Genomic DNA, 25,175 nt, shown 5'->3' with positions numbered 1-25,175 from the left:
GCATGAATGCCCGCTCGCTTGATTAACACAGAAGCAGTTAACGCAGAAACAGCTGGTAGGCCGTATTATCGGTTTCATCCCAATAACCATAGCCCAGCTCTTCCAGAAAACTGTGCAGCTGCTGCTGACGGTCATCAGCAACCTGCAAGCCAACCAGAACACGGCCATAAGCTGCACCGTGGTTACGGTAATGGAACAGCGATATATTAAAGTGCTTGCCCAGCTTGCGCAGGAAATTAAGCAGTGCACCCGGACGCTCCGGAAATTCGAAACGGTAAACCCGTTCATCATTAACGGCTGCCGGCGCATGCCCACCCACCATATGGCGGATATGGTATTTGGCCATTTCATCGTCGGTAATATCCAGCACCGGATAATTATCACCGTGCAGTTCATCCAGCAATGCCTGACGCGCACCGGGCTCAGCGCCAACTTTAACGCCGACATAAATCTGCGCCTGATGGTCATCGCTGTAGCGGTAATTAAATTCGGTAATCGGGCGCTTGCCGATCAGGCTGCAGAACTTCTGAAAGCTGCCAGGCTGTTCGGGAATGGTCACTGCCAGAATGATTTCCCGGCCCTCACCGATTTCTGCAACTTCCGAGATATAACGCAGCCGATCAAAGTTAACGTTGGCACCGCTTAAAATCGCCACCAGGTTCTGCCCTTCACAACCTTCACGCTCAACGTACTTTTTAACGCCGGCAATGCTTAATGCACCGGCCGGTTCACATACCGCACGGGTATCGTCGAACACATCTTTAATGGCGGCGCAGATTTCATCCGGCGTACAGGTGATCACTTCGTCGATATGATCTTTACAGATTTCCCAGGTGTTTTTACCGATCTGGGCCACGGCCACACCGTCGGCAAAAATACCGACCTGGGGCAGAATAACGCGCTTTTTCGCTGCCAGCGCCGCCGCCAGACAAGCGGACTCGGTGCTTTCAACACCAATCACTTTAATTTCCGGGCGCAGCGCTTTGATATAAGCCGCCACACCGGCTGCCAGACCACCGCCACCGACCGGAACAAAAATCGCATCCACCGGGCCACTGAGCTGACGCAGGATTTCCATACCAATAGTGCCCTGACCGGCAATCACTTCCGGGTCATCGTAGGGATGGATGTAAGTCATGCCTTTTTCTTCAACCAGCTTCTGCGAATAGGAAAAGGCATCGTCAAAGGCATCGCCCTGCAGTACCACTTTGGCACCACGGGCTTTAACTGATTTCACTTTAATATCGGGCGTGGTACGCGGCATGACGATGGTGGCTTTAATGCCCAGTTTCTGTGCCGCCAGCGCCAGTCCCTGCGCGTGGTTGCCGGCGGATGCCGCAACCACGCCTTTGGCTTTTTCTTCTTCCGTCAGCTGCACCACTTTGTTGTAGGCGCCACGCAGCTTAAATGAGTACACCGCCTGCTGATCTTCACGTTTTACCCAAATTCGGTTGCCCAGCCGTTCGCTCAGGAAGGGGGCAATATGCAGCGGCGATTCGACAGCAACATCGTAAACGCGGGCGGCGAGAATTTTCTTCAGGTAATCGTTAAGCATGCCGGGGATTCCAAACAGACTGAAAAAATCGGTGCGGGAAGCACTCAGAGGTGAGCATTGTAACGCATCAGCGCATATAATTCGCTGCATCTGACACATCATAAGCCCGAGCTGCCATCATGACACAAGACGAACTGAAACGCGCCACAGGTATCGCCGCCGCCGACTATATCCGCCCTCATCTCGACGACGACAGCATTGTCGGTGTTGGCACAGGCTCTACCGCCAACTGCTTTATCGATGCTCTGGCCGAACACAAACACCTGTTTGACGGTGCGGTTGCCAGTTCTGAAGCTTCAGCCCAGCGTCTGCGTGATCACGGCATTCCGGTGTACGACCTGAACAGCGTCAGCAACCTCGACTTTTATATCGACGGTGCCGACGAAATCAACGAGCACCTGGAAATGATCAAAGGCGGTGGTGCAGCGTTAACCCGCGAAAAAATCGTTGCTGCGGTCGCCAAAGAATTTATCTGCATCGCCGATGAAACCAAACTGGTGAACCGCTTAGGCGCTTTCCCGCTGCCGGTAGAAGTAATTCCGATGGCACGCTCTTATGTGGCCCGTGAACTGGTTAAGCTGGGCGGCGATCCGGTTTACCGCGAAGGTGTAATTACCGATAACGGCAACTGCATTCTGGATGTGCATAACTTCAGCATCGCCTCAGCCATTGAGCTGGAAAGCAAAATCAACCAGATTACCGGTGTGGTCACCAACGGTCTGTTTGCCCTGCGTCCGGCCGACGTATTGCTGCTTGGCACCCAGAACGGCGTTCAGACCATCAAGGCTAAATAACGGCAATGCACGTGCCTGGCAAAGGATTGCTGTCACCTCTGCGGGCGTGGCTGACGTCTGTCCGCCTGCCCAAACTGCTGGCGCGCCTGCTGCTGATTCTGCTCGCCGCCATTGTTCTTATTATTGTCCTGCTGGCTGCCTTACCGACACTGCTCAAACCCGCCCTGAACCGCTGGTTGCCGGATCTGCTGGCCGATGCTGCCGCCCCTGGCAGCAGCGTGGTGGTGCAGATCGACACTTTCAGCTGGCAGCGTTTTCAGCTGACTAAACTGCAGCTGCCTCTGGCCGATGGCAGCCTGATTCAGCTCACCGGTCTTGATCTGCGCTACCGCCCGTCGCAATTACTGCAGGGCCGGCTGAAAACCCTCAGTATTGCCGAATTACACGTCAGCCTGCCCGATGAAAGTGCGCGCAAAGTCGCTGCGGTAGCCGCACAGAATGCCGGTAATGCCGCACGTGAACAGTTGCACCAGCTGCTGGAAATTCCACAATTCAGCCAGTGGCTGCAACTGCCACTGGAACAGGTCAGCATTGACCATATTGTGCTGCAACATCCCGCCGCGGTGGCCGAACTCAGCGCCAGCCTTACTCCGCAGCAGTGGCGTATTCATGGCAGTGCTCAGCTGGATAATCTGCCGCTGCCGTGGCAGATCGAACTGCAATTACAACACAGTGGCGACTGGCTGCTGCTGGTTTCGGAACAGAGCCAATTACTGTTGCAGCAGTATGGCCATATTGAACAGGACGCCGACAATACCCGCCTGACGCTGGATCAGCGCCTAGACTTTGCCGCCCTGAGTGAACGCTTACCTCAGCTCAGCGGGCTGCCCTTGCCCCTTAACCGGATGCAACTCAATGCCGGGCTGCAATTACCCAACAGCGCCTACCTGCCACAGGATCTGAGCATCAACCTGAGTGCCCGCTTCGATACCCGCCGCCAGCAACTGGCTGACAATATGCACTGGCAAAGCGGCAGCTGGCACTTAAACCTGAATAAAGAAAACCCAGCCGCCGACTGGCAATGGCAGTTGCAGAGCAACAACCAGCAACTGCAGTTCACTGATCTGCTGCCAGCGGCAGGTGGCGATCAGTTGTTTACCCTCAGCAGCAGCCAGCAGTTCAGCGGCTACTGCAACGCCAAACTCAGCAGCTGCGAAGCCGAAGGCCAGCTGAAGAACCTGCTGCGCGGCAAAAAAAGTGAGCAGTTACTCGCCAGCCTGAACCTGACCCCGGCGCTGAACTGGCAACAAGGCAGCGCTCTCAGCCTGGTGCTGCCGCTGGCGCTTGATATCAGTGCCAAAGATCCGGCTCTGCCACTGCAAAGCCTGCACAGTCAGGGCGAACTGATCGCCCTGCTCGACGCCAGTGGCGACTGGCAGCTGAGCAGCATTCCCGGCATCAGCAACAGCCTGCAGCTGACAGAACCCGAAGGCTGGCAATTACCAATGCTGGAATTTCAGCTGCTGCCCACGCTGTATATCAATGGCAATCTGCACAGCAACAAAAACGGCAGCAGTAATAACAACCACCTGCACAGCGCCCCCCTGCGGATGACCATTAAGCCCTGGCACATACAGCACGGGGCAGACAGCTTCCTGCAATTACAGACCAGCGAATTCAGCTGTCAGCCAGCGCCCGGCAGCTCGTTGCTGGTTGCCCTGCAAAGTGTGTTCAGCGGCCAGTGTGATATCAGCCTGCAACTGGCCAAATCACGCTGGCAGGGCTGGCCGGTTCCCGATCTCAGCGCCACAGGGCCGATAAAGCTGCTGTATTCATTGCAGGACGATCAGCAGAACGGCAAGCCGCAGCAACAACTTAACGGCGAGCTGCAGCTCAGTGGCGCCGGCAATCAGCTGCAGTTGCGGATGCAATTACAGCACGACCTGCTGCAACAGCGAGGCAGTATGCAGTGGCACCTCGATGATCTGGCGCTCAACTGGGATAAGCTCAACCTGCCGGAAATGACGGCGCTGACCAAACTCGAATTTTTAAATGGTGCACTGGCCGGACAAGGCTGGATTGACTGGCAACAAACCGCTAACACCTGGCAGATCAAACCCGACCTGATGCTGCGCAGCGACAATATCAGCGCCGTTTACGACAACAGCATCGGCCTTGAACAATGGAACGCCTTAATCGCCCTGCGCCGGCCATTCAGCGGCGACTATTTACTCGACGCCCAGATCAGCGGCAAAAGCCTGAACCCAGGTATCGAATTAAAAGACATACTGGCGCGCAGCCAGACGCGTATACCGGCCGATTTTTCTTATGCGCTGGCCGAGATTTATGAAATGCACACCGATGTACTCGGCGGCCGCGTTCATACTCCATTAATCCGCTTTGATACACGCAAAGACACCAATGCCTTTGGTATTGAGCTGGACCATATTCAGCTGGCACAGATAGCCGCGCTGGAAGCCAAGGCTGAAGTTCAGGCAACCGGCACCCTCGACGGTGTGCTGCCGATAGTTTTAACCAAAGAAGGCCCGCAGATTCCCGGCGGCAGTTTATTTGCCCGCGACCCCGGCGGCGTTATCCGCTACCAGAACGCCACCTCCGCAGCACTGCAGCAATCTGACCAGACCGTTGGCCTGGCCATGCAATTACTGCAGAACTTCAACTACGACAAGCTGCAGTCCAATATTCAGTATCAGCCCGACGGCGCACTGAATTTAGGTTTGCAGTTTCAGGGAAAAAACCCGGATTTCTTTGGCGGCCAGGTAACTCACCTGAATGTGAATCTGGAATATAACTTACTGGATTTGCTGGAAAGCCTGCGCGTTACTCAGGACGTAATCAGCAGGCTTGAAGAAAAATACCAATGAATAAAACGCAAAAATAAATAATCAGGCATATTTTATATCTGCCTTCGTCTGTCTATAAATCTATTAAAAACATAAAACATCCGTACCATATAATAGCCACAAACCCTTAAATATAAGGGCAATTCGTGCCAACTATTTCTTTTAATATATATTGCACTAACTCAAAGAGCGCGCTTATGTTTCAATCCGAGCGCCTGAACTTATCCAGGTTAACAGGCCCCGAAAACTGAGTGTCTGCATTCCTCAGAGGCCAGAATAAAAATGGCCACAATAAAAATAATATTAAATCCGCCAATAAGAGCGGGTAATTATAAAAACTTATTCTCACGGTGATCTCTATGACTGCATTCCAGACTCTGCCACAACGCGAATAGTCGCTGCCATTCCGCGATATACGGCACCATCGTACTTATATTGCATAAAACAATAACCGACCTGACATTGCCGCTATCCGGCGATGCGGATTTGTTTTGCCCTGAATAAGGAATGGATTTCAATGACTCAGAATAAAAGAGCATTAACCTGTCGTTTTCTGCCACTGGAGCAGATTTCAGTTAAACATCTGCGCGATATGTACCGGGTATTTTCCCGTTATTACGCCAATACCGATCTGGAAACCTTTGTCCAGGATATGAACCGTAAAAGCGGCGTATTTCTGCTGGCAGAAAAAGCCGGAAACCGGGTGGTCGGTTTCAGTACCTGGACCGAAGTGGCGCTGAATTATGGCAACGGAAAAGCCATTGGCGTATTCAGTGGAGATACCATTCTGGAAAAAGATTACTGGGGAAATAAAGCGCTGCAGCAGGCGTTTGCATTACGGATGCTGAAGCTGAAATTAACCCGCCCCGGCACCCGGGTTTTCTGGTTGCTGATTTCCAAAGGTTATAAAACCTACCTGCTTCTGGCCAATAACTTTGTTCGCCATTACCCCAATCACCATAACCGCGATAAAAGTCTGGTCGGTGTTATCGACCAGTACTGCGAAAAATTATTTCCCGATTATTACGACCGTAATAATCGCCTGCTGGATTTTGGTGATCACTCCCAGCACCTGAAAGGGGATGTTGCCGACATTACGGATTGCATGCGTGAAGCCAATGCAAAGATCCGCTTTTTTGATGACACCAATCCATCCTGGCGCCGCGGTACTGAGCTGCCCTGCGTCGGTGAAGTCTGCAGCCGAACCTTTATCGGCTTTTTCCGTAAACAGCTCGGCAGCCGGCGCAGCACACTGCAGTAAGGAGTCATTATGAATATTTCTACCCGCTTACTGCATCAGATTTCCTATCGTCTGAGCCGCTATGGTCAGCAACGTTTTATGCGCGCCAGTCATGCACTGAAAGCGGCGCAGCTGGCACGCTTTCAGAACATTATGGCGGTTGTATCCGGCTCAGACAGCGGTTATCAGCGCGGCCTTACGCTGGCAACCAACATTGAAGAATTTCGCCAGCGAGTACCATTAAGCGATTATGAAGACTGGCAGAATGCCATTAACCGACAGCGCAGTTCCGGTGAATTTATTCTGACGACAGAGACGTGCCAGCGTTATCAGCCAACCAGTGGCTCAACGGCACAGATTAAATGGATTCCCTATACTCCGGAATTCCTGCGCGAACTCGATCAGGCCATTAATCCGTGGATGGCCGATCTGTACAGCCGTTATCCCGCTATCCGTAAAGGCCGGCATTACTGGTCATTGTCATGGGTGCCGGGTGAATTACGCAGTGTTGCCAACAGCGTTAATGACGATCTGCAGTTACTGCCGTGGTGGAAGCGTTTATTTATGAACCGCACCATGGCCGTGCCGCAGGCGGTGTCGCTGGCACCAAGCTCAGAATTATCACTGTTCGCATCGCTTTGTTATTTATGCGCAGCCCGCGATCTCACCCTGATGTCTGTCTGGAGCCCCACCTTTCTGCTCAGCCTGCTGGAGCAATTAGGACAGCAACGCATGGCCGTTGCCCAGGTTCTGGAACAGGGTCGCTGGGGAGAACAGCAAACCAGCCTCGGACATTTAAGCGCTCCGCGCAATCGTATTAATGCTGCATTGCTGCGTAACTGGAACGGCAGAATAAACGCCACTATCACCCGGAAATTATGGCCTGAACTGGCGTTGATCAGCGCCTGGGATACATCATCATCCGAACCCTGGGCCAGACAACTGCAGCAGTTATTCAGTCACAGTGATTTTCAGGGAAAAGGCTTATGGGCCACCGAAGGTGTAGTGACCATTCCTTATGGTCAGCAATATCCGCTGGCGCTGGAAAGTCATTTCTACGAGTTTGAAAATCTGGCCAACAAACAGGTTTTATTCAGCTGGGAACTGGAGCCCGGTATGCAGGTTCGCCCGGTGATTACCACCGCCAGCGGCCTGTTACGTTACCGCACCAAAGACCGGCTGCTGGTTGATGGCTTTATTAATCAATGCCCGACCCTGCGTTTTATCAGCCGCTTATCCGGCACCGATATGGTCGGCGAAAAAATGTCTCCGCAAGCGGTGCTGAATATATTCAGCACCCTGACTGCCGCCCTGCCACTGCAACCGGTGTCATTATTGGCCGTACCCGCAGAACAGGGTAACCACCGTCCAACCTACGTACTGCTGGCCAGTGGTGGTCAGGAGCTGCAGACAGAAACCCAGCAGCGGCTTGAAGCTTTATTGCAGGAACATTTCCACTATAAGCTCGCCCGCGAACTCGGCCAGCTGAATCCGGCAAGCGTAATCATCAGCGACAACGCCATGGCAACTTATACTCACCTGCGGCTGCAGAGTGGTGCAGTGGCCGGCAATATTAAAGTAGAACCGTTATTACTTTGCCCTGCCGCCAGCGAGTTTCTGAATACTCTGCCGGAAGACAGCCTGGCGGAAAGCGGAGCCATCGCGTGAGCAGCTATTGCATCCGGCCGGCCTGTACTCAGGATTCGGCCGGCTTACTGAAATTGCTGGCCGCAACCGCCCAACAGGGAAGTATCCGTCTGACCTTTGAGCGTAATCCTGATTATTTTTATGCCGCAGCAGTCAGTAGCCAAAAACCGGAAATCTGGGTTATGGAAAAACCCGGTCATGGCATTATCGGTACGTTCAGCATCGGCCAGCGCCGGGTATTTATTAATGGCCAGCCAGCGTCGGTTCGTTATGGCAGCGATCTGCGTATTCACCCGGATTTTCAGGGTGGCCGTACTCTGTACCGCTTATTCGGCACCTATCGTCAGCAAATGCAGAACGAGTGGATGCAGACCGTTATTCTCGACGAAAACCGTGCTTCACTAAGCACCGTTGGCAGCGGCCGCAATACACTGCCGCAATATCTTCCTGCCGGAATGTTTACCACCTGGCTGATCAGCCTGCGGCGGAAAAAAAATATCGCGGATGATCCGTTAACCCATCCGGCCAGAACGGAAGATATTGCCGAGATGCAGGCATTTTTTGACCGCGAAGCCGCCAGTAAACAATTTTACCCCTGTTACGATTTCTCGCGTATCGGCAGCGATGATCCGTACTACCGCAATATTAAGATCAGTGATTTTTTTATTCTGCGTGAACATGGGGAAATTACGGCGCTGGCTGGTCTGTGGGATCAGAAGGATTTTAAACAGACCCGGATCAGTGGCTACGCACCGCTACTGCATCATTTGCGGCCATTCTATAACAGCCTTACCTGGCTGACCGGACACCTGGCATTACCTGCCGTTAATTCGCTCAATCATTATCAGATGCTGCACAGCGTGGTGGTTAAAAATAATGATCCCGGGCGCTTTGCGCGGTTATTACGCACCCTGCGGAAAACAGCACAGCAACGTAATGCCCTGGCTCTGGCCTGTGGTTTTGACAGCCGTGACCCGCTGTTAAAAATCGTCCGCCGGCATCCCGGGCACGCCTTAAAAAGCCGGAATTTTATTGCTACCTATCAACCAGAACTGGTGCAGAAGCTGGATTTAACCCGCCTGCAATATCCGGAAATCAGCCGTCTTTAACAGGGAATTTATGCGCAAAGATTATATTGCCCAGTGGTACGAAGTACGGGAAGAGCAAGGAATTTCCGACCGTATTCACTGTTTTATACACAACAGTCAGGAGCAGCAGACGCAGTGGCATCATTTCCGCCACCGCGATACCGATGGCATTGGTATGCTGGCTAATGTACGCGAGCAACTGGGCTATCCGGCCAGTTCACTGCCACGCTGCCGCGACCTGACCGAGCCCGGTTTCTGGCAAACCCTGAATAAGGTACGGCGGCAACGCAAAGACCGCACACCGAAAACCGTACACTGGAAAAAAGCCAGTGCAACAAAAGCCGGCGAAACACCCAGGGCTGTTACAGAACCTGAATTTACCGTGCTTAACACAACCACCGTCAGCCGCTTAAAAACAGTGGCTGCTGCACGGGGAGTCTCTCTGGCAAGCCTTACCTTCGCCTGTCTGAATAAGGTTATTTTTTCCGTCTGCCTGCAACCGGGAAGCCGCGCCTGGTGGTTTTATCCGGTGAATGTCCGTGGCGCTGTCAGTGGGCCGGAACAGAGTAATTTATCATCCGGTTTTTATCTGGCACTGGACGAACACAGCAGTGCCGGACACATTCATGCACAGGTAAAAGCAAAGCTGGTCGCCAGAGAACATTGGTGGTTATGGAAGATGGCTCATATTGGCCGCTGGATTGGTAAAACCGGGGTGCGCTTTATTTACCGGCGCATCAGCGGTTCGCAGTTTTATCTCGGCTCATTCAGTTATCTGGGAGACTGGTCACTGCCACAGCATCCGCACAGTGTTGTTGGTGTCTGCGGTGCCGGCAGCGCGAATTATCCGATTGCCACCGGCGTGACTGAGTGCAACGGGCAACTGACACTGGCACTTAAATTTCACCCTTCAATTGCTCTGGCGCAGGAAACACAGCAGCGCTGCCTGCAGCTGTGGCAACAGTCATTGCAGGAGCTGAGTTATGCCTGATGTATTTTCTGCCGGCAGCACAGATAACAGACGTCCGCACAAGATCCGCCATATTGCAGTCTGGCTGACCGCGGTTCTGGCCCTGTTATTAATCGCAGCATTATTGGTACTACAGGCACCGCTGCCGGCCACACAAACGCCTGCCAGCATGGCACCAAGCGTACCGGTTATCAGCGTTGTCGCGCAGGATATAACCATTCCGGTACACAGCCAGGGTCATGTCCGTATGGCGCGGGAGTTTTACCTGAGCAGTCAGGTGCAGGGGCAGGTGCAATACGTCAGCGAGCATTTTATTAATGGTCAGCAGGTACAACAGGGCGAACTGCTGCTGAGTATTGATGCCGCACCTTACGAGCTGGAGGTTCGCCAGCACCAGGCCAACCTCGACAGCCGCCTGCTGCAGCTGGAAGAAATCCACGCTCAGGCTGAAGTGGCACGCCAGCAGGCCAGCGAAAATGATTTTGCCCGTTATATTCCGCATCTGCGCATGGCCAACAGCCAGGTTGCTGCGGCCCGCGCCGCTCTGCAATACGCACAACAGCAACTGCGTGACACACGTATATATGCGGCGGTCAGCGGACGTATTGCCCGCGCCAGCATACAGCCAGGGCAGCAGGTTTCTCCGGCGATGGTTCTGGGGGTTATTTATGACGATAACTGGCAGGAAATCCGCTTGCCGGTCAGCGATCATGAAGCACAGTTATTAGGCATCCGTCCGGGTACAGAAAATCCATCGCCGGCAGTCACCCTGACAACAGCAGGCGGTACAAAAATACCAGCGCAGATTACCGGCAGCGAAGCCGGCCGTGATGCCTTTCAGCAAATTATCCTGCTGGCCCGGCCACAATATTCTGCGGATATAACGCCACTGTTGCCCGGCACCTTTGTTGAGGCCGAAATTCTCAGTCCGGTCATTACCGGCATCAGTCGTATTCCACGCTCAGCTCTGCAGGCCGGTAATCATTTATTAATGGTTGATCAGCAACACCAGCTGCACGATGTAAATGCCAATCTTCTGTATGCGGGTAAAGATCAGCTGTATCTGCGTAATAAATTTTCAACACCGGTTCTGCTGGTTAACAGCAGCCGTCACGCCCTGCTGCCAGGCAGCCAGATTATTCCGGTTAATACCGGCAGCAGAGAGCAACTGGCCACGGCGGCCGGAGAATGAGGCAACCATGAGTGCAGTAATCCGCTGGTTTATCACCCATCGCGTGGCCGCCAATCTGGCCATGCTCTGTATTCTGGTTCTGGGGCTGCTGGCCGTACCGCGCCTGCAGCAGGAATTAATTCCCAATGTTGAACTCGACCGCATCAGTATTCAGGTGCTTTATCCCGGTGCCTCGGTCAGCACCACAGAACAATCACTCTGTACACCACTGGAAAATGCTATCCACGATATTGCCGGTGGCGAAGAATTAATTTCCTGGTCGTATCCCGGTTTATGCAGCCTTACGCTGGATATCGCCGAAGGCTACGATGCCAATGCTCTGCTGGCCGAAATCCGCAGCCGCCTTGCAGACCCTGCGTTGCTGCCCGCACAGGCCGAAGCGCCCGATATTCAGATTCTTCAGGTACGTAACCGCGCGCTGCGTATTATTGTCAGCGGTGATGAAAGCTATGCCAACCTGCTCAGCAGCGCACAAAATTTACGTCGTGAGCTGCTGGCCTTACCCGCCGTTTCAACAGCGGAAATTCAGGACCGGGAAAAGCCCGAAATACGCATTCAGTTTTCGCTGGCCGACCTCTACCTCTACCCACTGCAGCTGCAACAGATCAACCGCCAGCTGATCCAACAGGCAGCACCGGCAGCCGGAGGCCTGCTGGAAACCGGCGACGGTGACATACTGATTGGTAATGACCGTGATTTCCGTTCTGCCAGTGATTATGAGCACTTATTGATTGCCAGCGATGGCGCCGGTAACCGCCTGCGCCTGGCCGATGTTGCCAGCATTCAGGATACCCGTACCGATGCCACAGCACTGGCGCTGCTGAATGGTAAACCCGCTCTGGCGCTGGATATTTACCGCAGTGGTAACGATGACATTACCGCTATATCGGCGGCGGTAAATACCTATCTGCAACAACACCCGGCCAGTGCCAATATCAGTTACTACGTCTGGCAGGACGAAGCGGTTAATTTCAGCGAGCGTTTAAACCTGCTGCTCGACAATGCCCTCAGCGGTTTATTGCTGTTATTTATTGTGCTGTTGTTATTTCTGAATGCACGACTGTCGTTCTGGGTCAGCATGGGTATTCTGGTCTCTTTTATTGGCACTCTGTTTGTTCTGCCACTGACATCAACATCGGTTAATTTTATCTCGTTGTTTGCTTTTATTCTGGTGCTCGGCATTGTCGTTGATGATGCCGTCGTTGTCGGCGAAGCTGTTTTCGCCCGCCAGGAACTTGGCGAGCATGGCACACAGGCAGCGTTGTCCGGCACACTGGATGTTTATAAGCCGGTATTATTTTCGGTGATTACCACGCTGGTTGCTTTTATGCCGCTGCTGTTTCTCCCCGGCCCTGAAGGCATGCTGATAAAAGCAGTCCCCATTGTGGTTATTACCACACTGTTATTTTCGTTATTTGAGTCGCTCTGTATTCTGCCCGCGCATCTCAGCCATACGCCTGCCAATGCGACAAAGCCCCATCGCCTGCAGCAATACTTCAGCCGCTTTTTACAGCAGGTTGTCGGACATTATTATCTGCCTCTGCTACGGCGGATTGTGCACAACCCTTACCCGGTTATAGCCACCTTTACCGCCGCTTTTATACTGACGTTATTACTGATTAGTCAGGGCTGGATTAAATCGGCATTATTTTCCGAAATAGAAGGCAATGTCGTCACAGCCAAAGTTACTTTTCCGCAAGGATCGCCACGCGAGGCAACCCAAAAGGCACTGCAGAAGCTCGCGGTTGCCGCCCGTAAAGTCGAAACCAGCGCGGGTTATGCCGAAGGTGAAATGATCCGTCGGATTTATCAGGTTGTCGCGCCCAATACCCTGCCATCCAACCAGAAAGTCTATGCCCGTGCCGACCATACCGGGCAGATAATGCTGGAATTACCGGCGGCAAACAGCCGGGCTTTCAGTGGCCAGGATATGATCCGTTGGTGGCGGGCTGAAAGCGGTGCCATAACCGGTGTCGATAACGTGGAATACAGCGCCACGGTAAACCCTTCCAAGGCCGATATTCAGATTGAATTTTCCGGCAGCGATCAGCAGGCATTAAATACTGCAGCACAACGCCTGAGTGATTATCTGCAGCGCTTCTCCGGTATTTACAGCCTGCAGCGTCAGCCGGATAACAATGCCCAGCAACTGGATATCCGCTTAACCGACGAAGCCATTGCCGCAGGCATCAACCGCGGCCCGGTTCTGCAACAGGTTAATCAGGCGTTTTATGGCACCACTATTCAGCGTTTTTACGACAACGATGACGAAGTGGAAGTACGCACCAGCCTGAATGCAGAAGAACGTGCATCCGCCTGGTATCTGGATAACCTGCCGGTCGAAACCGCACCCGGCCAGATGGTCGCGCTGAAATATATAGCCACACACAGCCAGCAGGCGGTTAACCCTTATATCCGCCATTTTATGCGTGAACCTGTGGTTATGGTGTCGGCCTATGTTGACCCCAGCCAGAATAATGCCGAGAGAATTAAAAAGACCCTGCAGCAGGGCGCCGTACAAAACCTGCTGCACGACCTGCCCGGTGTGCGCTGGGACGTGGGCGGTTATCAGCGCGCGGTACAGTTTTTTCTCGACTTACTGGCGCAGTATTATCTGCTCGCCATTATCGTGATGTATCTGCTGATGGCCGTACTCTTTGCATCTTATGCCCAGCCGTTACTGGTGCTGTTTGCCATTCCTTTTGGTTTACTCGGTGCGGTCGTCGGACACCTGATACTGGGGCTCGACCTGACCCTGTGGTCGTATGTCGGCATGGTCGCCGTCAGCGGTGTGGTGGTAAACGATAATCTGGTGCTGCTCGACCGGCTTAATCAGTTAAAAGCGCAAAAGCTGCCAATAGCAGAAGCATTACTACAGGCCTGCAGCAGCCGTTTCCGGCCGATTCTTCTGACCTCGCTGACAACCTTTGCCGGAGTATTACCCTTACTGAGCGAAACCAGCATTCAGGCAAAACTGCTGATACCTATGGCGGCTTCTTTAGGGTTCGGTGTACTGTTCGCAACCATCATCAGCCTGCTGCTGGTACCGGCATTATGCGCGGTGTTTAAGCAACCAAACGCAAAAGAAGCTTCCACCGCGGCACAGGCAGGATGACAAATAAAAAAGAATGACGGGAGATACTTGTGGGAAAACGCAAAGCACAGAGCTGAAGCCTGTGCTTTGCGTCTGAGGATTTACAGCAGGTACTTATAGAAAGAACTTACAGAAAATCCCGGAAAATACTTACTTATAAAAGGCTTCAACGTCGCCTTTCAGTTTAATAAGAATAGGACGGCCAAAACGGTCTTTTGCCTTAGGCGAAGGGATTTTTACCCAGCCTTCGCTGATGCAGTATTCTTCAACGTCGGTACGTTCCTTACCATTCAGGCGGATACCAATATCGTGCTCAAAACACTCAGCAACGTGATGTGGGCTGCGTGGATTACCGGAGAGATGATCCGGCAAAGCCGGCTTGGCGTTAGTGTCGCTCATGTTTATAACCTGACATCAGAAAAAAGTGCCCCATTGTAGACAAGGCGGGTTAGCGACTCAATCTGGCTGGCGGGTATTTTCATCGGCTCACAGATCTGCCAGCCCCTGACAGACTCCGTGACTGTGTCTCGCTATAAGCAGGACACAGCCCCGGACAGTAAGAACATCAGGCGCCCAGTGCCGGGTCGGTAGCGGCAGCCTGCTCATTCTTTAACAGCTCTTTGCGGACAAACAGCTCAACCGGAATAAAGGCAAAAGGGATCAGCGACGCCAGCAACACCAGCAGCCAGGTAATCACCGACCAGCCCTGCTTATGGGAAGCCGCCAGCGAAAGAACAAAGTACAGCATAAACAGCACACCGTGCGTCATCCCGAGCACATAAACAAAATCCCGGCTGATCACGCCCAGCGTTATACACAGAATAACCAGATAAGAGACGCCTTCCAGCAGGCTTGAAATCCTGAACAGCTTTAACATGCGATATTCACTCAGATATGGACAGTAAGGCGGTATAGCACCACATTGGCCGGCGAAGGTAGCAAGGCCCGTAAGCAGAGGCAATAAACAACAGGGCCAAAGGTGTAATGTTTGGTAAATCTGGAAAGGCCCAGCACCGCGTTAACGGGTGCATGCACGCGTTACAAAAGCTACCGCACAGAGCCTTAATCACTCAACCCGACACATACAAAAAATTCTACTCGTTGCGAATCACTCTCAAACAGTTCGTTATAAACACACCCTACAACTTATTTTCGTATAGATGTTCAACTGGAAAGATCATTGTGTAGTCGTCCCAGTTTAAGTTTCCATCAAGCAAATCAAACTGCACAAAGCGAGAGATGTCTTTATATACATCGTAATCAGGATGGCCATCACTAAGGATAAATGGAGCAAAATCAACTACCGAAACATGATTATCACTAAACTCAATTTCTAGAATATGACCCGTAACATGTGTAGCTTTAAGCACTGATAGCTCTGGCATTTATTACTTTCCTTGAAATTTCAGCCGGGCTTAAAAAGTCCGGTAAATTTTAACTGGCGGGGTCACTCCCAATAGCATCAGATTAACCCGGTTTTCTGTAACTGTTGCTTTTGTTCTGTTATATGTTGCTGAATATTTTTTAATAACTGAATGCGGGTTTCAGTGGTTAACTGGCGCAGTTTCTCCGAAGCTTTCGGCGCTTCAAACGGGTTACCGGACAACAGCTGGCTGCGAAGATATTCAGCACGCTGGTAAAAATCCGAAATACCACTGACGTACTGATGTGGCATTTCAAAAATTGCAGACCCTTCCTGGGCAGCATTCCAGAAAAACGTATCCAGCTGATATTTATCGGGCTGCATACTCATACTGTTACTCTGTGGTTCCTTATCAAATTCATCGACCCAGCTTTGTAAACGTTCGGTATTCACCTGCATTTCTCCCAGCAACGACTGCTGCACATGGTAAACATCCCGCTGATGTTGCAGATTTTCAAATTCGATGGCTTTTTCAAAACCGGAATTGGCTGCCAGATAAACACCAACCACCGTCGCTAATAAAGTAAATAACTGGCCCAACCAGAATTCCTTGTTAACTTTTTCAGACATAAATAGCCTCTTGATTTCCTGAGGAAGTTATTGGTATAAAAATGACCTGATACAGGTATGCCGGACTTTAGCATTTTTTCGATGGTAGGTAATCGGCCATTTATCGGATCCGTGATCTGCCCAACACAACCTGAATAATTAGAGCGCCTGTATATTTCCTATTTGCTTTCCGCTATTTGCTTTCCGGGCATATAGCGCAAAACTCAGATAAGTCGTCTTCTTCAGAAACTTCAAAGTCACAACCGATTATATAATTAATAGTAATAAAATTGCGCCAATACTCAGAAATCACGGTAGCCCCTAACGCTCAACACAATGCAGCAGTTTACTGCGTCCGCTTCTTTTTTTTGTTATAACGCGTTGCCAAGTAACTAAATAACAATGTGGCAACGATGTAAGTGATCAGCTGTATACCTATAGTGGCCAAGAGAACTGCCTGTGACTCTGTATCTTCAGTGACATAGTGAAAACCAACTGAAACTCCATAGACTAGCCCCCCAATGCAGGTAGACATCAATAGCGACAAAAGTGCTGTAGTTATAGCAACACCTTTACCGAGGTGCTTTGTGCTAGCCAGATAAACAGCCAATGCTGACAGAACTATCGGTGTGGCGAACGGGATTAGCCATATGCTTGGCTGCCATCTGTAATCAGGAAGTAAAACGCCCCGAATCAATCCGACCAGTAGTATTAAGAGAATCCATTTCATAAAGAGTTATAACGGTGTATTAGTGTGCGTGCACACTTATCCCGAGCGACTCTTTCGATAAACCCCGCGTAACTTATTGACCCCGCTGAGAAATCATCCATAACTCGAAAATCCTTTTTGGAAACGTACACGCCTGTTAACTTATTTTTCCTGCGAGCTGCATTAACCAGTCAACTTGTACGCCATAAGTGCAAGCTGTTAATACATTTGATGTTTAACTTACTATCCTCCGGCAAGGCGGGCAAGCACGAATGTAAATCATGCCTGAGCCGGAAAGCGCCGCTCATCCCAACCGGCGTTAAAGCCTCTGCTGGTGATTTGGGCATGCTCACCTCATACTGGCGCACTCACTGGCGGTGACCGGAGCCTGACAAAGGAGCATAAAAATGGACTATCAGACCTTTCAACCCGATGCGGAACTGGATGCCATTATCAGTTGTTACTGGACTCTGGAAGTACCGGCTTCTGATGATCACCAGAAGCAGCGTATTGTTCCCGATGGCACCATTGAGATGGCATTTATTCTGGGTGACGATATAAAACGTTATGTCTCGGATGACGAGTTTATTATCCAGCCAAGAGCGATGGTTCTGGGTCAGATCACTACCCCATTTTTTATTGAACCCCTGGGGTATGTTAATACCTTTGCCATTCGCTTCTATCCGCACAGTTTTGCCAGCCTTATCTCCACGCCAATTAAAAATCTGGTGAATACCGAAACCCCGCTGGCTGAATTGTTTGGCGAAAAGACAGCTGACGATTTAACCCAGGCAATTGTTCAGGCGAGCGATACATCGTCCAGAATTGCTATTACTGAAGCGTTCCTGAAATCAAAGCTGAATGAGCAACAGGTTGTCGACAACATCATACAAACAACGATCGATGCCCTGATAGCCTCATCCGGGAATACACCGATTGCTGCGATAACCAAACAGGATCTGGCCCAGAGACGTCGCTTAGAAAGAAAGTTTCAGCAACAGGTGGGTCTCAGCCCAAAGCAACTCGGGAAGGTGATTCGTTTGCAGCAAGCTTTGACAATGCTGCTTAACAATAAAGACGACAAACTGATGGACATCGCCTACGCCAGCAAATACTACGATCAGGCACATTTCATCCGGGATTTTAAAGAGTTTACCGGGGTCAGTCCAAAGGAGTTTCTTGGACATAAGCATATGGAGCTGTCATCGCTGTTTTACCAATAAGCGCTGTCGTATTTGTACAATGAGCTGTCAGGCTGTTGATGTAGTCTCTGAATACGGTTTATCAACTAACCGCCATTCTGCTAATTATCAAAGGCCGACAGTATGAACAGTTATATCGCAATGTTTGAAATCCCTGCCACCGACCTTGCAAGAGCCGTGGCGTTTTATCAGGCGGTACTGGGTGTAGACATCGAATGTCTGGAGATGCCGGATATGGAGATGGGTATCCTGCCTTACGAAGGCCAGCTGGTTCCCGCTGTGATTGTAAAGGGTGAGGGCTATGTCCCTTCTTCAGATGGAGTCACTGTCTATCTCAATGCCGGCGATGATTTACAGCCAGTGCTGGATAGGGTCGCCGGGAGTGGTGGTCAGGTCATTCTGGAAAAGACGGCTCACGCCGATAACAGTGGTTTTTTTGCTTTGTTTCTGGATTCAGAAGGCAACAAGCTGGCGCTGAACTCACCGAATTAATACGCCGCTCCCACAGCAGAAAACTGTCTCTGAAGTCTCGCGGGCATGGCCCGCTCCTACGGTGCGGTGTTGGTTATGAATATCGTCATTGCGAGGAGCCCAACGACGCGACCATGTTGTTGATATGACGGCGGACAGGTACGGGAGATTACTTCTTCATTCTTTTAAGCGATAACCGCACTGATCTGGTGGGCAGTGCCCACCTACATTTCAGTATGAATGAAGTACTCCGGCCTGTCGTGGATAAGATCCACTCCTACAATACAGCGTCTGATATGAAGTACGGCGTTGCGTCTGAATTATGCTCCTGAGACCCGCCACAGCGAGCGATGTTTTTCTGATCTGACCCGTCCAACGGCTAATCTCTGCCTTTCCCCGGCGCATCCATAAATTTAAAACTCACCCACAATAAACACAGAAAGACTAACGGGAAAATCGCCGGAAAAACCTCCGCTATCAGCGAAGATTCACCGCTGATTCCACTATCTGCTTCACTCAATTTATAACAACCAAAAAACACCAGCGGATACAACAGCGTTCCCCACAAAAAGAACTTGTTCATCAGGCGGTTAAACAAGGGAATGTTTATGCCGGGCTTGCTGGCCAGGCCCATCAGGCTGGCCACCGCCATAAAAGGATACGCCAGTAAGGGTAAGGCACCGGCGGTTAGGAAAATAATTCTGAGCAGTTCATCCATGAGTTATATCCTGTGGGTTGAATACTGCCTGATGTTAATCAGGCAGCAAGGCCGGAAATCAGCACGGCATCAGCCAGATATCAGCCGCACAGATAGGTGCCGGTACCCACTGCGATTAACAGCCCTTCTTCGTTATGAAATTCCATGCGCGTTACGGCCACTTTATTGCCGATACGCAACAGGGTTGCACTGGCAATAAATTCTTTACCTTTGCCGGGGTGGAGAAAATCCACACGCATATCAATGGTGCCGAGTTTAGCCAGTTGTTTGGGCCGGTCTTCTTTCGGGATTTCATTTTTGTGCATGCGCTGCCAGGTCGCGATTAACGCCATCGCCCCGCCGGTTACATCCAGCGCGGTAGAAATCGCGCCGCCATGCAGAATGCCCTGCAGCCAGTTACCAACCAGATCGTCGCGCATATTCATGCTGAATTCACAGCGGGTATCGCTGAGCAGCTTTGGTTTAAGGCCAAGCAGTTTGTTAAACGGAATCTGGTCGAGAAAGTTCATCGCCAATGTCAGCTCGGTTTTGCTGAAGCCTTCAGCTTGTGTGGTCATGCCCTCTGCGGTCATGAAGTGCCCCTTTGTCTTTATTGTTATGACTCTGGCCCGCTCTGGTAAAACGGCGGGCAGGGCATTGTTCACAGGGGACAGGGCGGAGTCAAAGAAAACGCTGGCAAAATCTGCTGCCGGCAGCGGGATTCAGGGGTTCCGGTTTTTTGCCATGGCCCATTGACTCATTAGGTCGGCTGTCCTAAATTTCATATTAGGACAATCGACCTAGACCATAAATACCCAGTGGAGCACAAACCTGTGGCCAATCAACCAACCAGAGAACGTATCGTTGCCGAGGCCGATCAGCTGTTTTACCAGCAGGGTTTTGAGCACACCTCGTTTGCGCAAATCGCAGAAGTGCTGGGGATTTCGCGGGGGAATTTCTATTACCACTTCAAAACCAAAGACGAAATTCTGCACGCGGTCATCAGCCATCGCCTTGCCCGCACAGATTCAATGCTCAGTCACTGGGAGCTGGAAGGGGAAACCCCCACCGACAGAATCCGCAGCTTTATCCATATCCTGCTGACCAATCAGACCAAAATTACACGTTACGGCTGCCCGGTCGGCACGCTCTGCACTGAGCTGGGCAAGCTTGATCATCCGGCCAGAGATAACGCCAATGAGCTGTTCACCTTATTCCGCAGCTGGCTGCGGCGGCAATTTGAGCAGCTTGGCCGCCATGCCGATGCCAATGAACTGGCAATGCATTTGCTGGCCTGCAGTCAGGGCGTAGCAACATTGGCCAGCGCATTTCAGGATGAAAAATTTCTTCACAACGAGGTTAACCGTCTTGAACACTGGTTAACGTCCATCACAACAACAGAGCAACAGGAGTCGCGTTAATGTTTATCGTGCTGTTACGTTTTTCACAGAATAAGGCACAGGCCGCTGCCTTTATGGATGGTCACAATGAGTGGCTCAGACAAGGCTTTGCTGAGGGAGTTTTTCTGCTGGCAGGCAGCCTGCAACCGGGCCTTGGCGGCGCGCTTATCGCTCACGGTATTACACGTGATGCTCTTGAGGCCCGGGTAAATCAGGACCCCTTTGTAGCGGAAAATATCGTCAGTGCAGAAATACTGGACATTGATCCGAAAAAGGCCGATGAGCGCCTGAGTTTTCTGCTGAATTAGCCCTGAACACCGGAGCGCATTATAAATACGGAAATTAAAGGCCCGGATGGTAAACCGCGCTGTCGCTGGTGTGCTGCCGCCCCTGAGTTTTTTGCCTACCACGACAAAGAATGGGGTTTCCCGGTCGACAACGATATCCGCCTGTTTGAAAAACTCTGCCTGGAAAGTTTTCAGTCCGGACTGAGCTGGCGCACTATTCTGGCCAAGCGGGATAACTTTCGCGCAGCCTTTGCCGGTTTCGATTTCAACAAAGTCGCGCTGTTTGATGAGTCTGACGTTAAGCGCTTATTAGCGGATGAAGGTATTGTCCGTCATCGTGGAAAAATCGAAGCTGTTATTAATAATGCTGCCAAAGCCCGTGACATCGTTGCTGAATACGGTTCACTTGCTGCGTATTTCTGGCGTTTCGAACCCGATAAAAACAGCCTGCCAGAACCTCAGACGGTCTCGGCTTCTGAGGCTTCTGCTGCGCTTTCCAAAGCACTGAAACAACAGGGTTGGAAGTTTGTAGGCCCGACAACGGTGTATGCATTTATGCAGGCCATGGGGCTTGTTAATGACCATTCCGGCGGCTGCATAATCCGGAAGAAAGTGGAGCAGGCACGCAAGGGCTTTAAACGTCCCTGACCTGCAGATATCAGACGGTGAGTCTGCCGCCATCCGCTCAGCAGACTCAGCCGGTTATTCAGACGCCGGCTTCTGCTTCGGCACGTTGTGCCGCCGGAGAGCGGGCGATATAAGCCAGTGCCTGGGCGGTATCGCCTTCGGTAATCGGGTGAAAACGCGGTGACAGCCAGCGTAGCGTGGCTTTCAGCAGAAAGCTGAAGCTCGGTACGTGGTCGGTGTTGCGGCCACAGCGCTCCATTTTCCGGGTCATTTTCAGCCAGCCCCAGCGGCCGATTTTCCGCACTTCTGCATCTTTATCCTGTGCTGCCAAAAAGCGCGTACCGGTAAAGACAAAATAAATAAACAACGGAAAGACAAAGGCCATCAGCAACTGACGGCTGAGGTAAAAACCGATGCGGGTTTTGCACAGATGACGGTGCAGGTCGTAGGCCACGGTGCGGTGTTCAACCTCTTCGGCCAGATGCCATTTAAACAGGTCGGCCATTACCGGGTCGGCTTTATTCCAGCTGGTGTTATCCATCGCCCACTGGCCAAGAATTCCGGTGAAGTGCTCTACCGCACCGATAATGCCCACGCGGGTTATCAGCCAGGAGCGCTCGAACATGTTCAGCTGCAGAAACTTCTGTCCCAGCGGCTCATCACCCAGCAGGGTTTTAAACAGAAAGCGCACCCGCTCAAGAAAAGGTTCGCAGTCTATCTCGTGCCGGTTCAGATATTTTTGCGCGGCGCTGTGTACGCGCGAATGCACCGCTTCCTGGCGAATAAAACCTTCAACATCGGCACGCAGTTCAGCGTCATTTACCAATGGCAGTGCCTTGTTATACACGCGGCAGAACCACAGCTCACCTTCCGGCAACAGCAGATGAATGGCGTTGGTCATATAGGAAGCCAGGGCGTCACCCGGAATCCAGTGCAGCGGGGTCTGTTCCAGATCAAAGCGCACCTTGCGCGCTTTCAGTTCGTGGCGCCCGGTTTGTTGTGTGGTTGCGGTGTTCATTGCAGGCTCCTTTTCTGATTCCTTGTTTTCTGTGCCCATTTTTTTTCTTCCGGAATATCAGGCCCGTTCCGGTTTATGAGCAGACGTCAGCGGCCTGGCCGAGGCTGGCGATACCCGCACGGCGCGCAGTGCGCTGTCTTCCTGATTGCTGTCGATGGTGTGGGCAAAATCAGCAATCCATTGCGCCACCTGTGGCGCATGGGTAAGCAGCACCCAATGGGTGGCGTCGATATCGCGGCGGTATAAATGTTCAACCCAGTCGGTTAATTCGCTGAACAACTGAGTACCGACGTAGTTATCACCGGTTGGCACAATCAGCTGCACTGGGCAGTGCGCAAAGCGCTGTTCGGGACGGAACATTTTGTTCATAAAGTTGGCGCGGTACAGGCGCACACCAATGGCACCATCGTCACGCTGGGTTGGATTGGCTTCCGGTTCGCTCACGCCTTCGCGCAGGCGCAGATACACCGGCCAGGCCTTGGCCAGTCCGGCCTTCCACATCAATGGCGCCAGCAGCGGCAGCTGGAAAAATACGATATACCAGCTGCTGAACAGCTGACGGACGGCCTTGCTGATGTTGCTGAATGACGTGGAGAACAGGTGCTTACGCATCCAGAACCCCATATGGTCGAGACAGGGCCCCGACACGCTGGAAAATGAAGCAATCCGCCCTTTTAAGGCATCGGTGGTTACCGATTCCCAGCTCTGAATCGAGCCCCAGTCGTGCGCCGCCAGATGAAACCTGCGGCCGGGAATCAGCGTATCCACCACCGCCTGAAGATCCTGTGCCAGCAACGGCATACGGTAATCGGCGGTTGTTGCCGGTTTATCTGACTGACCGGCGCCGCGCACGTCGTAGGCAATCACATAAAACTGCTGCGCCAGACGTTCAGCCACCGCATCCCATACGCTGTGGTTATCGGGGTAACCATGCACCAGCACCAGCGCCGGATTTTCCGCTTCGCCACGGGTCAGGGCGTGCAGGCGCACAGGGCCCGACTGAATAATGTGTGTGCTTGCTGTCATACCAGCTCCTGTATTTTTATTGTATCGGGGCGGCCCCGCTCAGCAGGCCGGTAAAAGTAGCAAAGAACCGGAACCCGGATGCAGGTTCGCCGGCGCCAACTTTGTCCGCCAGAATCAGGCACACTCCTCTCCGGATCTGATCGCGGTGCCAATCAGCAGCAATACGCTTTTGCATAAAAGCTTCACAATCGCCCGGCATACTGCGCAGCACTTTACGGAAGGCTGAAAATCTGCAGAAATCCGCTGTTTAGCGCTAAGGCATCAACGCTGTGTTTATGAGCCACCGCTCAATAAAGTTGCGTTATATCAGCACCGATTCAGCTACAATTGGCATACTTTTCAATTCCCTTCCCGATCAGGAGATTCCCCATGGCTTTCAGCGATGCTCAACGCTTTTTCCCGGAAACCCGTCTGCGCCGTAACCGTCGTGACAACTTTTCCCGCCGCCTGATGCGTGAAACTCAGCTGACTGTCGACAGCCTGATCTACCCGATGTTTGTGCTGGAAGGTCATCAGGAGCGCGAAGCCATTGCCTCAATGCCGGGGATTGATCGCCTGTCCATCGACCTGATGGTGGCCGAAGTTAAGCACCTGTATAAGCTCGGTATTCCGGCTGTTGCCCTGTTTCCGGTAACACCGGCCAGCGCCAAATCCGAATTTGCTGAAGAAGCCTTTAACCCTAACGGTCTGGCGCAGCGTGCGGTGCGTGCCATTAAAGATGCGGTACCGGAAATGGGCGTGATTACCGACGTTGCCCTCGACCCGTTCACCACCCATGGTCAGGACGGCATCATTGATCAGGACGGTTATGTGCTGAATGACCGCACGGTAGAAACCCTGGTACAGCAGGCCCTGTCGCATGCTGAAGCGGGTGCCGATATCGTTGCCCCGTCTGACATGATGGACGGCCGCATCGGTGATATCCGTCAGGCACTGGAAGAAGAAAGCTTTGTAAACACCCGCATCATGGCGTACTCGGCCAAATACGCATCCGCTTATTACGGCCCGTTCCGTGATGCCGTAGGCTCAGCCGCCAATCTTGGCAAAGCCGATAAAAAGACCTACCAGATGGACCCGGCCAACAGTAACGAAGCCCTGCACGAAGTGGCGATGGATCTGGCCGAAGGCGCCGACATGGTGATGATTAAACCGGGTATGCCGTATCTGGATATCGTACGCCGGGTAAAAGATGAATTTCAGGTACCAACCTTTGTTTATCAGGTGAGTGGTGAGTACGCCATGCACAAAGCTGCTGCACAGAATGGCTGGCTGGATGATAACGCCGTCATGGCCGAATCCCTGATGTGTATGAAGCGCGCCGGTGTCGACGGCATTCTCACCTATTTTGCCAAGCAATATGCAGAATGGATTAATAAATAAGG

At 52.0% G+C, this 25,175-nt stretch carries 23 protein-coding genes; 14 read left to right on the top strand and 9 right to left on the bottom strand.

What is annotated here, in order from left to right:
• Positions 1–37: 37 nt before the first annotated feature.
• A complete protein-coding gene (ilvA, locus tag LGT44_RS06090) occupies positions 38–1,555 on the bottom strand; it encodes a threonine ammonia-lyase, biosynthetic (protein ID WP_230331023.1) in 1,518 nt (505 codons plus the stop codon).
• 119 nt (positions 1,556–1,674) lie between these two features.
• Here ilvA and rpiA point away from each other — a divergent pair, with 119 nt between their 5' ends.
• The 8 genes from rpiA to LGT44_RS06050 all read left to right on the top strand — a co-directional run bounded on the left by rpiA (position 1,675) and on the right by LGT44_RS06050 (position 14,405).
• A complete protein-coding gene (gene rpiA / locus LGT44_RS06085; protein ID WP_145467683.1) occupies positions 1,675–2,349 on the top strand; it encodes a ribose-5-phosphate isomerase RpiA in 675 nt (224 codons plus the stop codon).
• An 11-nt stretch (positions 2,350–2,360) separates the two neighbouring features.
• Positions 2,361–5,174 carry an intermembrane phospholipid transport protein YdbH family protein gene (locus tag LGT44_RS20115; protein WP_230331022.1) on the top strand — a complete coding sequence of 938 codons (2,814 nt, stop codon included), beginning with the start codon at positions 2,361–2,363 and terminating at the stop codon, positions 5,172–5,174.
• 496 nt (positions 5,175–5,670) lie between these two features.
• A complete protein-coding gene (locus tag LGT44_RS06075; protein WP_225691158.1) occupies positions 5,671–6,414 on the top strand; it encodes a hypothetical protein in 744 nt (247 codons plus the stop codon).
• A gap of 9 nt (positions 6,415–6,423) precedes the next feature.
• Positions 6,424–8,061: a GH3 family domain-containing protein gene (locus LGT44_RS06070; protein ID WP_230331021.1), complete on the top strand. Its 1,638-nt coding sequence runs from the start codon at positions 6,424–6,426 to the stop codon at positions 8,059–8,061.
• A complete protein-coding gene (locus LGT44_RS06065; RefSeq protein WP_230331020.1) occupies positions 8,058–9,149 on the top strand; it encodes a GNAT family N-acetyltransferase in 1,092 nt (363 codons plus the stop codon). The genes LGT44_RS06070 and LGT44_RS06065 overlap by 4 nt, the downstream gene beginning before the upstream one ends.
• Positions 9,150–9,159: 10 nt before the next feature.
• Positions 9,160–10,119: a hypothetical protein gene (locus LGT44_RS06060; RefSeq protein WP_230331019.1), complete on the top strand. Its 960-nt coding sequence runs from the start codon at positions 9,160–9,162 to the stop codon at positions 10,117–10,119.
• Positions 10,112–11,290 carry an efflux RND transporter periplasmic adaptor subunit gene (locus LGT44_RS06055; RefSeq protein WP_230331018.1) on the top strand — a complete coding sequence of 393 codons (1,179 nt, stop codon included), beginning with the start codon at positions 10,112–10,114 and terminating at the stop codon, positions 11,288–11,290. Before LGT44_RS06060 ends, LGT44_RS06055 begins: the two co-directional genes overlap by 8 nt.
• A 7-nt stretch (positions 11,291–11,297) precedes the next feature.
• The gene (locus LGT44_RS06050) at positions 11,298–14,405 is read left to right on the top strand and encodes an efflux RND transporter permease subunit (protein WP_230331017.1); all 3,108 of its coding nucleotides are present in this window, start codon (positions 11,298–11,300) and stop codon (positions 14,403–14,405) included.
• 129 nt (positions 14,406–14,534) lie between these two features.
• Here LGT44_RS06050 and LGT44_RS06045 read toward each other — a convergent pair whose 3' ends face one another.
• The 4 genes from LGT44_RS06045 to LGT44_RS06030 form a co-directional block, all read right to left on the bottom strand.
• Positions 14,535–14,783: a DUF3297 family protein gene (locus LGT44_RS06045; RefSeq protein ID WP_230331016.1), complete on the bottom strand. Its 249-nt coding sequence runs from the start codon at positions 14,781–14,783 to the stop codon at positions 14,535–14,537.
• Positions 14,784–14,949: 166 nt separating this feature from the next.
• Complete coding sequence (locus LGT44_RS06040) at positions 14,950–15,261, bottom strand: DUF3817 domain-containing protein (RefSeq protein ID WP_230331015.1); 312 nt, start codon at positions 15,259–15,261, stop codon at positions 14,950–14,952.
• Between the two features lie 262 nt (positions 15,262–15,523).
• Entirely contained in the window at positions 15,524–15,769 is a 246-nt protein-coding gene (locus LGT44_RS06035; protein ID WP_230331014.1) for a DUF2442 domain-containing protein, read from the bottom strand.
• 77 nt (positions 15,770–15,846) lie between these two features.
• Positions 15,847–16,377 (bottom strand): hypothetical protein, encoded by a 531-nt coding sequence (locus LGT44_RS06030; protein WP_230331013.1) that lies wholly within the window; start codon positions 16,375–16,377, stop codon positions 15,847–15,849.
• Positions 16,378–17,472: 1,095 nt separating this feature from the next.
• Here LGT44_RS06030 and LGT44_RS06025 point away from each other — a divergent pair.
• Positions 17,473–18,288, top strand: a complete 816-nt coding sequence (locus LGT44_RS06025) for an AraC family transcriptional regulator (RefSeq protein ID WP_230331012.1) — start codon at positions 17,473–17,475, stop codon at positions 18,286–18,288.
• Positions 18,289–18,390: 102 nt separating this feature from the next.
• The gene (locus tag LGT44_RS06020) at positions 18,391–18,759 is read left to right on the top strand and encodes a VOC family protein (protein WP_230331011.1); all 369 of its coding nucleotides are present in this window, start codon (positions 18,391–18,393) and stop codon (positions 18,757–18,759) included.
• A gap of 358 nt (positions 18,760–19,117) precedes the next feature.
• Here the strand turns inward: LGT44_RS06020 and LGT44_RS06015 are convergent, their stop codons facing one another.
• Both LGT44_RS06015 and LGT44_RS06010 read right to left on the bottom strand, forming a co-directional pair.
• A complete protein-coding gene (locus tag LGT44_RS06015; protein WP_230331010.1) occupies positions 19,118–19,456 on the bottom strand; it encodes a hypothetical protein in 339 nt (112 codons plus the stop codon).
• Positions 19,457–19,536: 80 nt separating this feature from the next.
• The gene (locus tag LGT44_RS06010) at positions 19,537–20,013 is read right to left on the bottom strand and encodes a thioesterase family protein (protein ID WP_225691174.1); all 477 of its coding nucleotides are present in this window, start codon (positions 20,011–20,013) and stop codon (positions 19,537–19,539) included.
• A gap of 255 nt (positions 20,014–20,268) precedes the next feature.
• Here LGT44_RS06010 and LGT44_RS06005 point away from each other — a divergent pair, with 255 nt between their 5' ends.
• The 3 genes from LGT44_RS06005 to LGT44_RS05995 are packed head-to-tail and all read left to right on the top strand — an operon-like array spanning position 20,269 to position 21,770.
• On the top strand, positions 20,269–20,856 hold the full coding sequence (locus LGT44_RS06005) for a TetR/AcrR family transcriptional regulator (RefSeq protein ID WP_230331009.1): 588 nt from the start codon (positions 20,269–20,271) through the stop codon (positions 20,854–20,856).
• Complete coding sequence (locus LGT44_RS06000) at positions 20,856–21,143, top strand: YciI family protein (RefSeq protein WP_230331008.1); 288 nt, start codon at positions 20,856–20,858, stop codon at positions 21,141–21,143. The genes LGT44_RS06005 and LGT44_RS06000 overlap by 1 nt, the downstream gene beginning before the upstream one ends.
• A gap of 21 nt (positions 21,144–21,164) precedes the next feature.
• Positions 21,165–21,770, top strand: coding sequence for a DNA-3-methyladenine glycosylase I (locus LGT44_RS05995; protein WP_230331055.1), 606 nt, complete (start codon positions 21,165–21,167; stop codon positions 21,768–21,770).
• A gap of 58 nt (positions 21,771–21,828) precedes the next feature.
• Here LGT44_RS05995 and LGT44_RS05990 read toward each other — a convergent pair whose 3' ends face one another.
• Together LGT44_RS05990 and LGT44_RS05985 are read right to left on the bottom strand one after the other, a co-directional pair.
• Positions 21,829–22,767, bottom strand: a complete 939-nt coding sequence (locus LGT44_RS05990; RefSeq protein ID WP_145467641.1) for a metal-dependent hydrolase — start codon at positions 22,765–22,767, stop codon at positions 21,829–21,831.
• 57 nt (positions 22,768–22,824) lie between these two features.
• The gene (locus tag LGT44_RS05985; protein ID WP_230331007.1) at positions 22,825–23,793 is read right to left on the bottom strand and encodes an alpha/beta fold hydrolase; all 969 of its coding nucleotides are present in this window, start codon (positions 23,791–23,793) and stop codon (positions 22,825–22,827) included.
• 369 nt (positions 23,794–24,162) lie between these two features.
• Here LGT44_RS05985 and hemB point away from each other — a divergent pair, with 369 nt between their 5' ends.
• Complete coding sequence (hemB, locus tag LGT44_RS05980; protein WP_230331006.1) at positions 24,163–25,173, top strand: porphobilinogen synthase; 1,011 nt, start codon at positions 24,163–24,165, stop codon at positions 25,171–25,173.
• Positions 25,174–25,175 lie beyond the last annotated feature (2 nt).

This window comes from Thalassolituus alkanivorans (assembly GCF_020447205.1).
GTDB classification, from domain to species: domain Bacteria; phylum Pseudomonadota; class Gammaproteobacteria; order Pseudomonadales; family Oceanobacteraceae; genus Venatoribacter; species Venatoribacter alkanivorans.
Note: the sequence above shows the minus strand (reverse complement) of the source record. Positions and strands in the feature narration are given on the sequence as shown.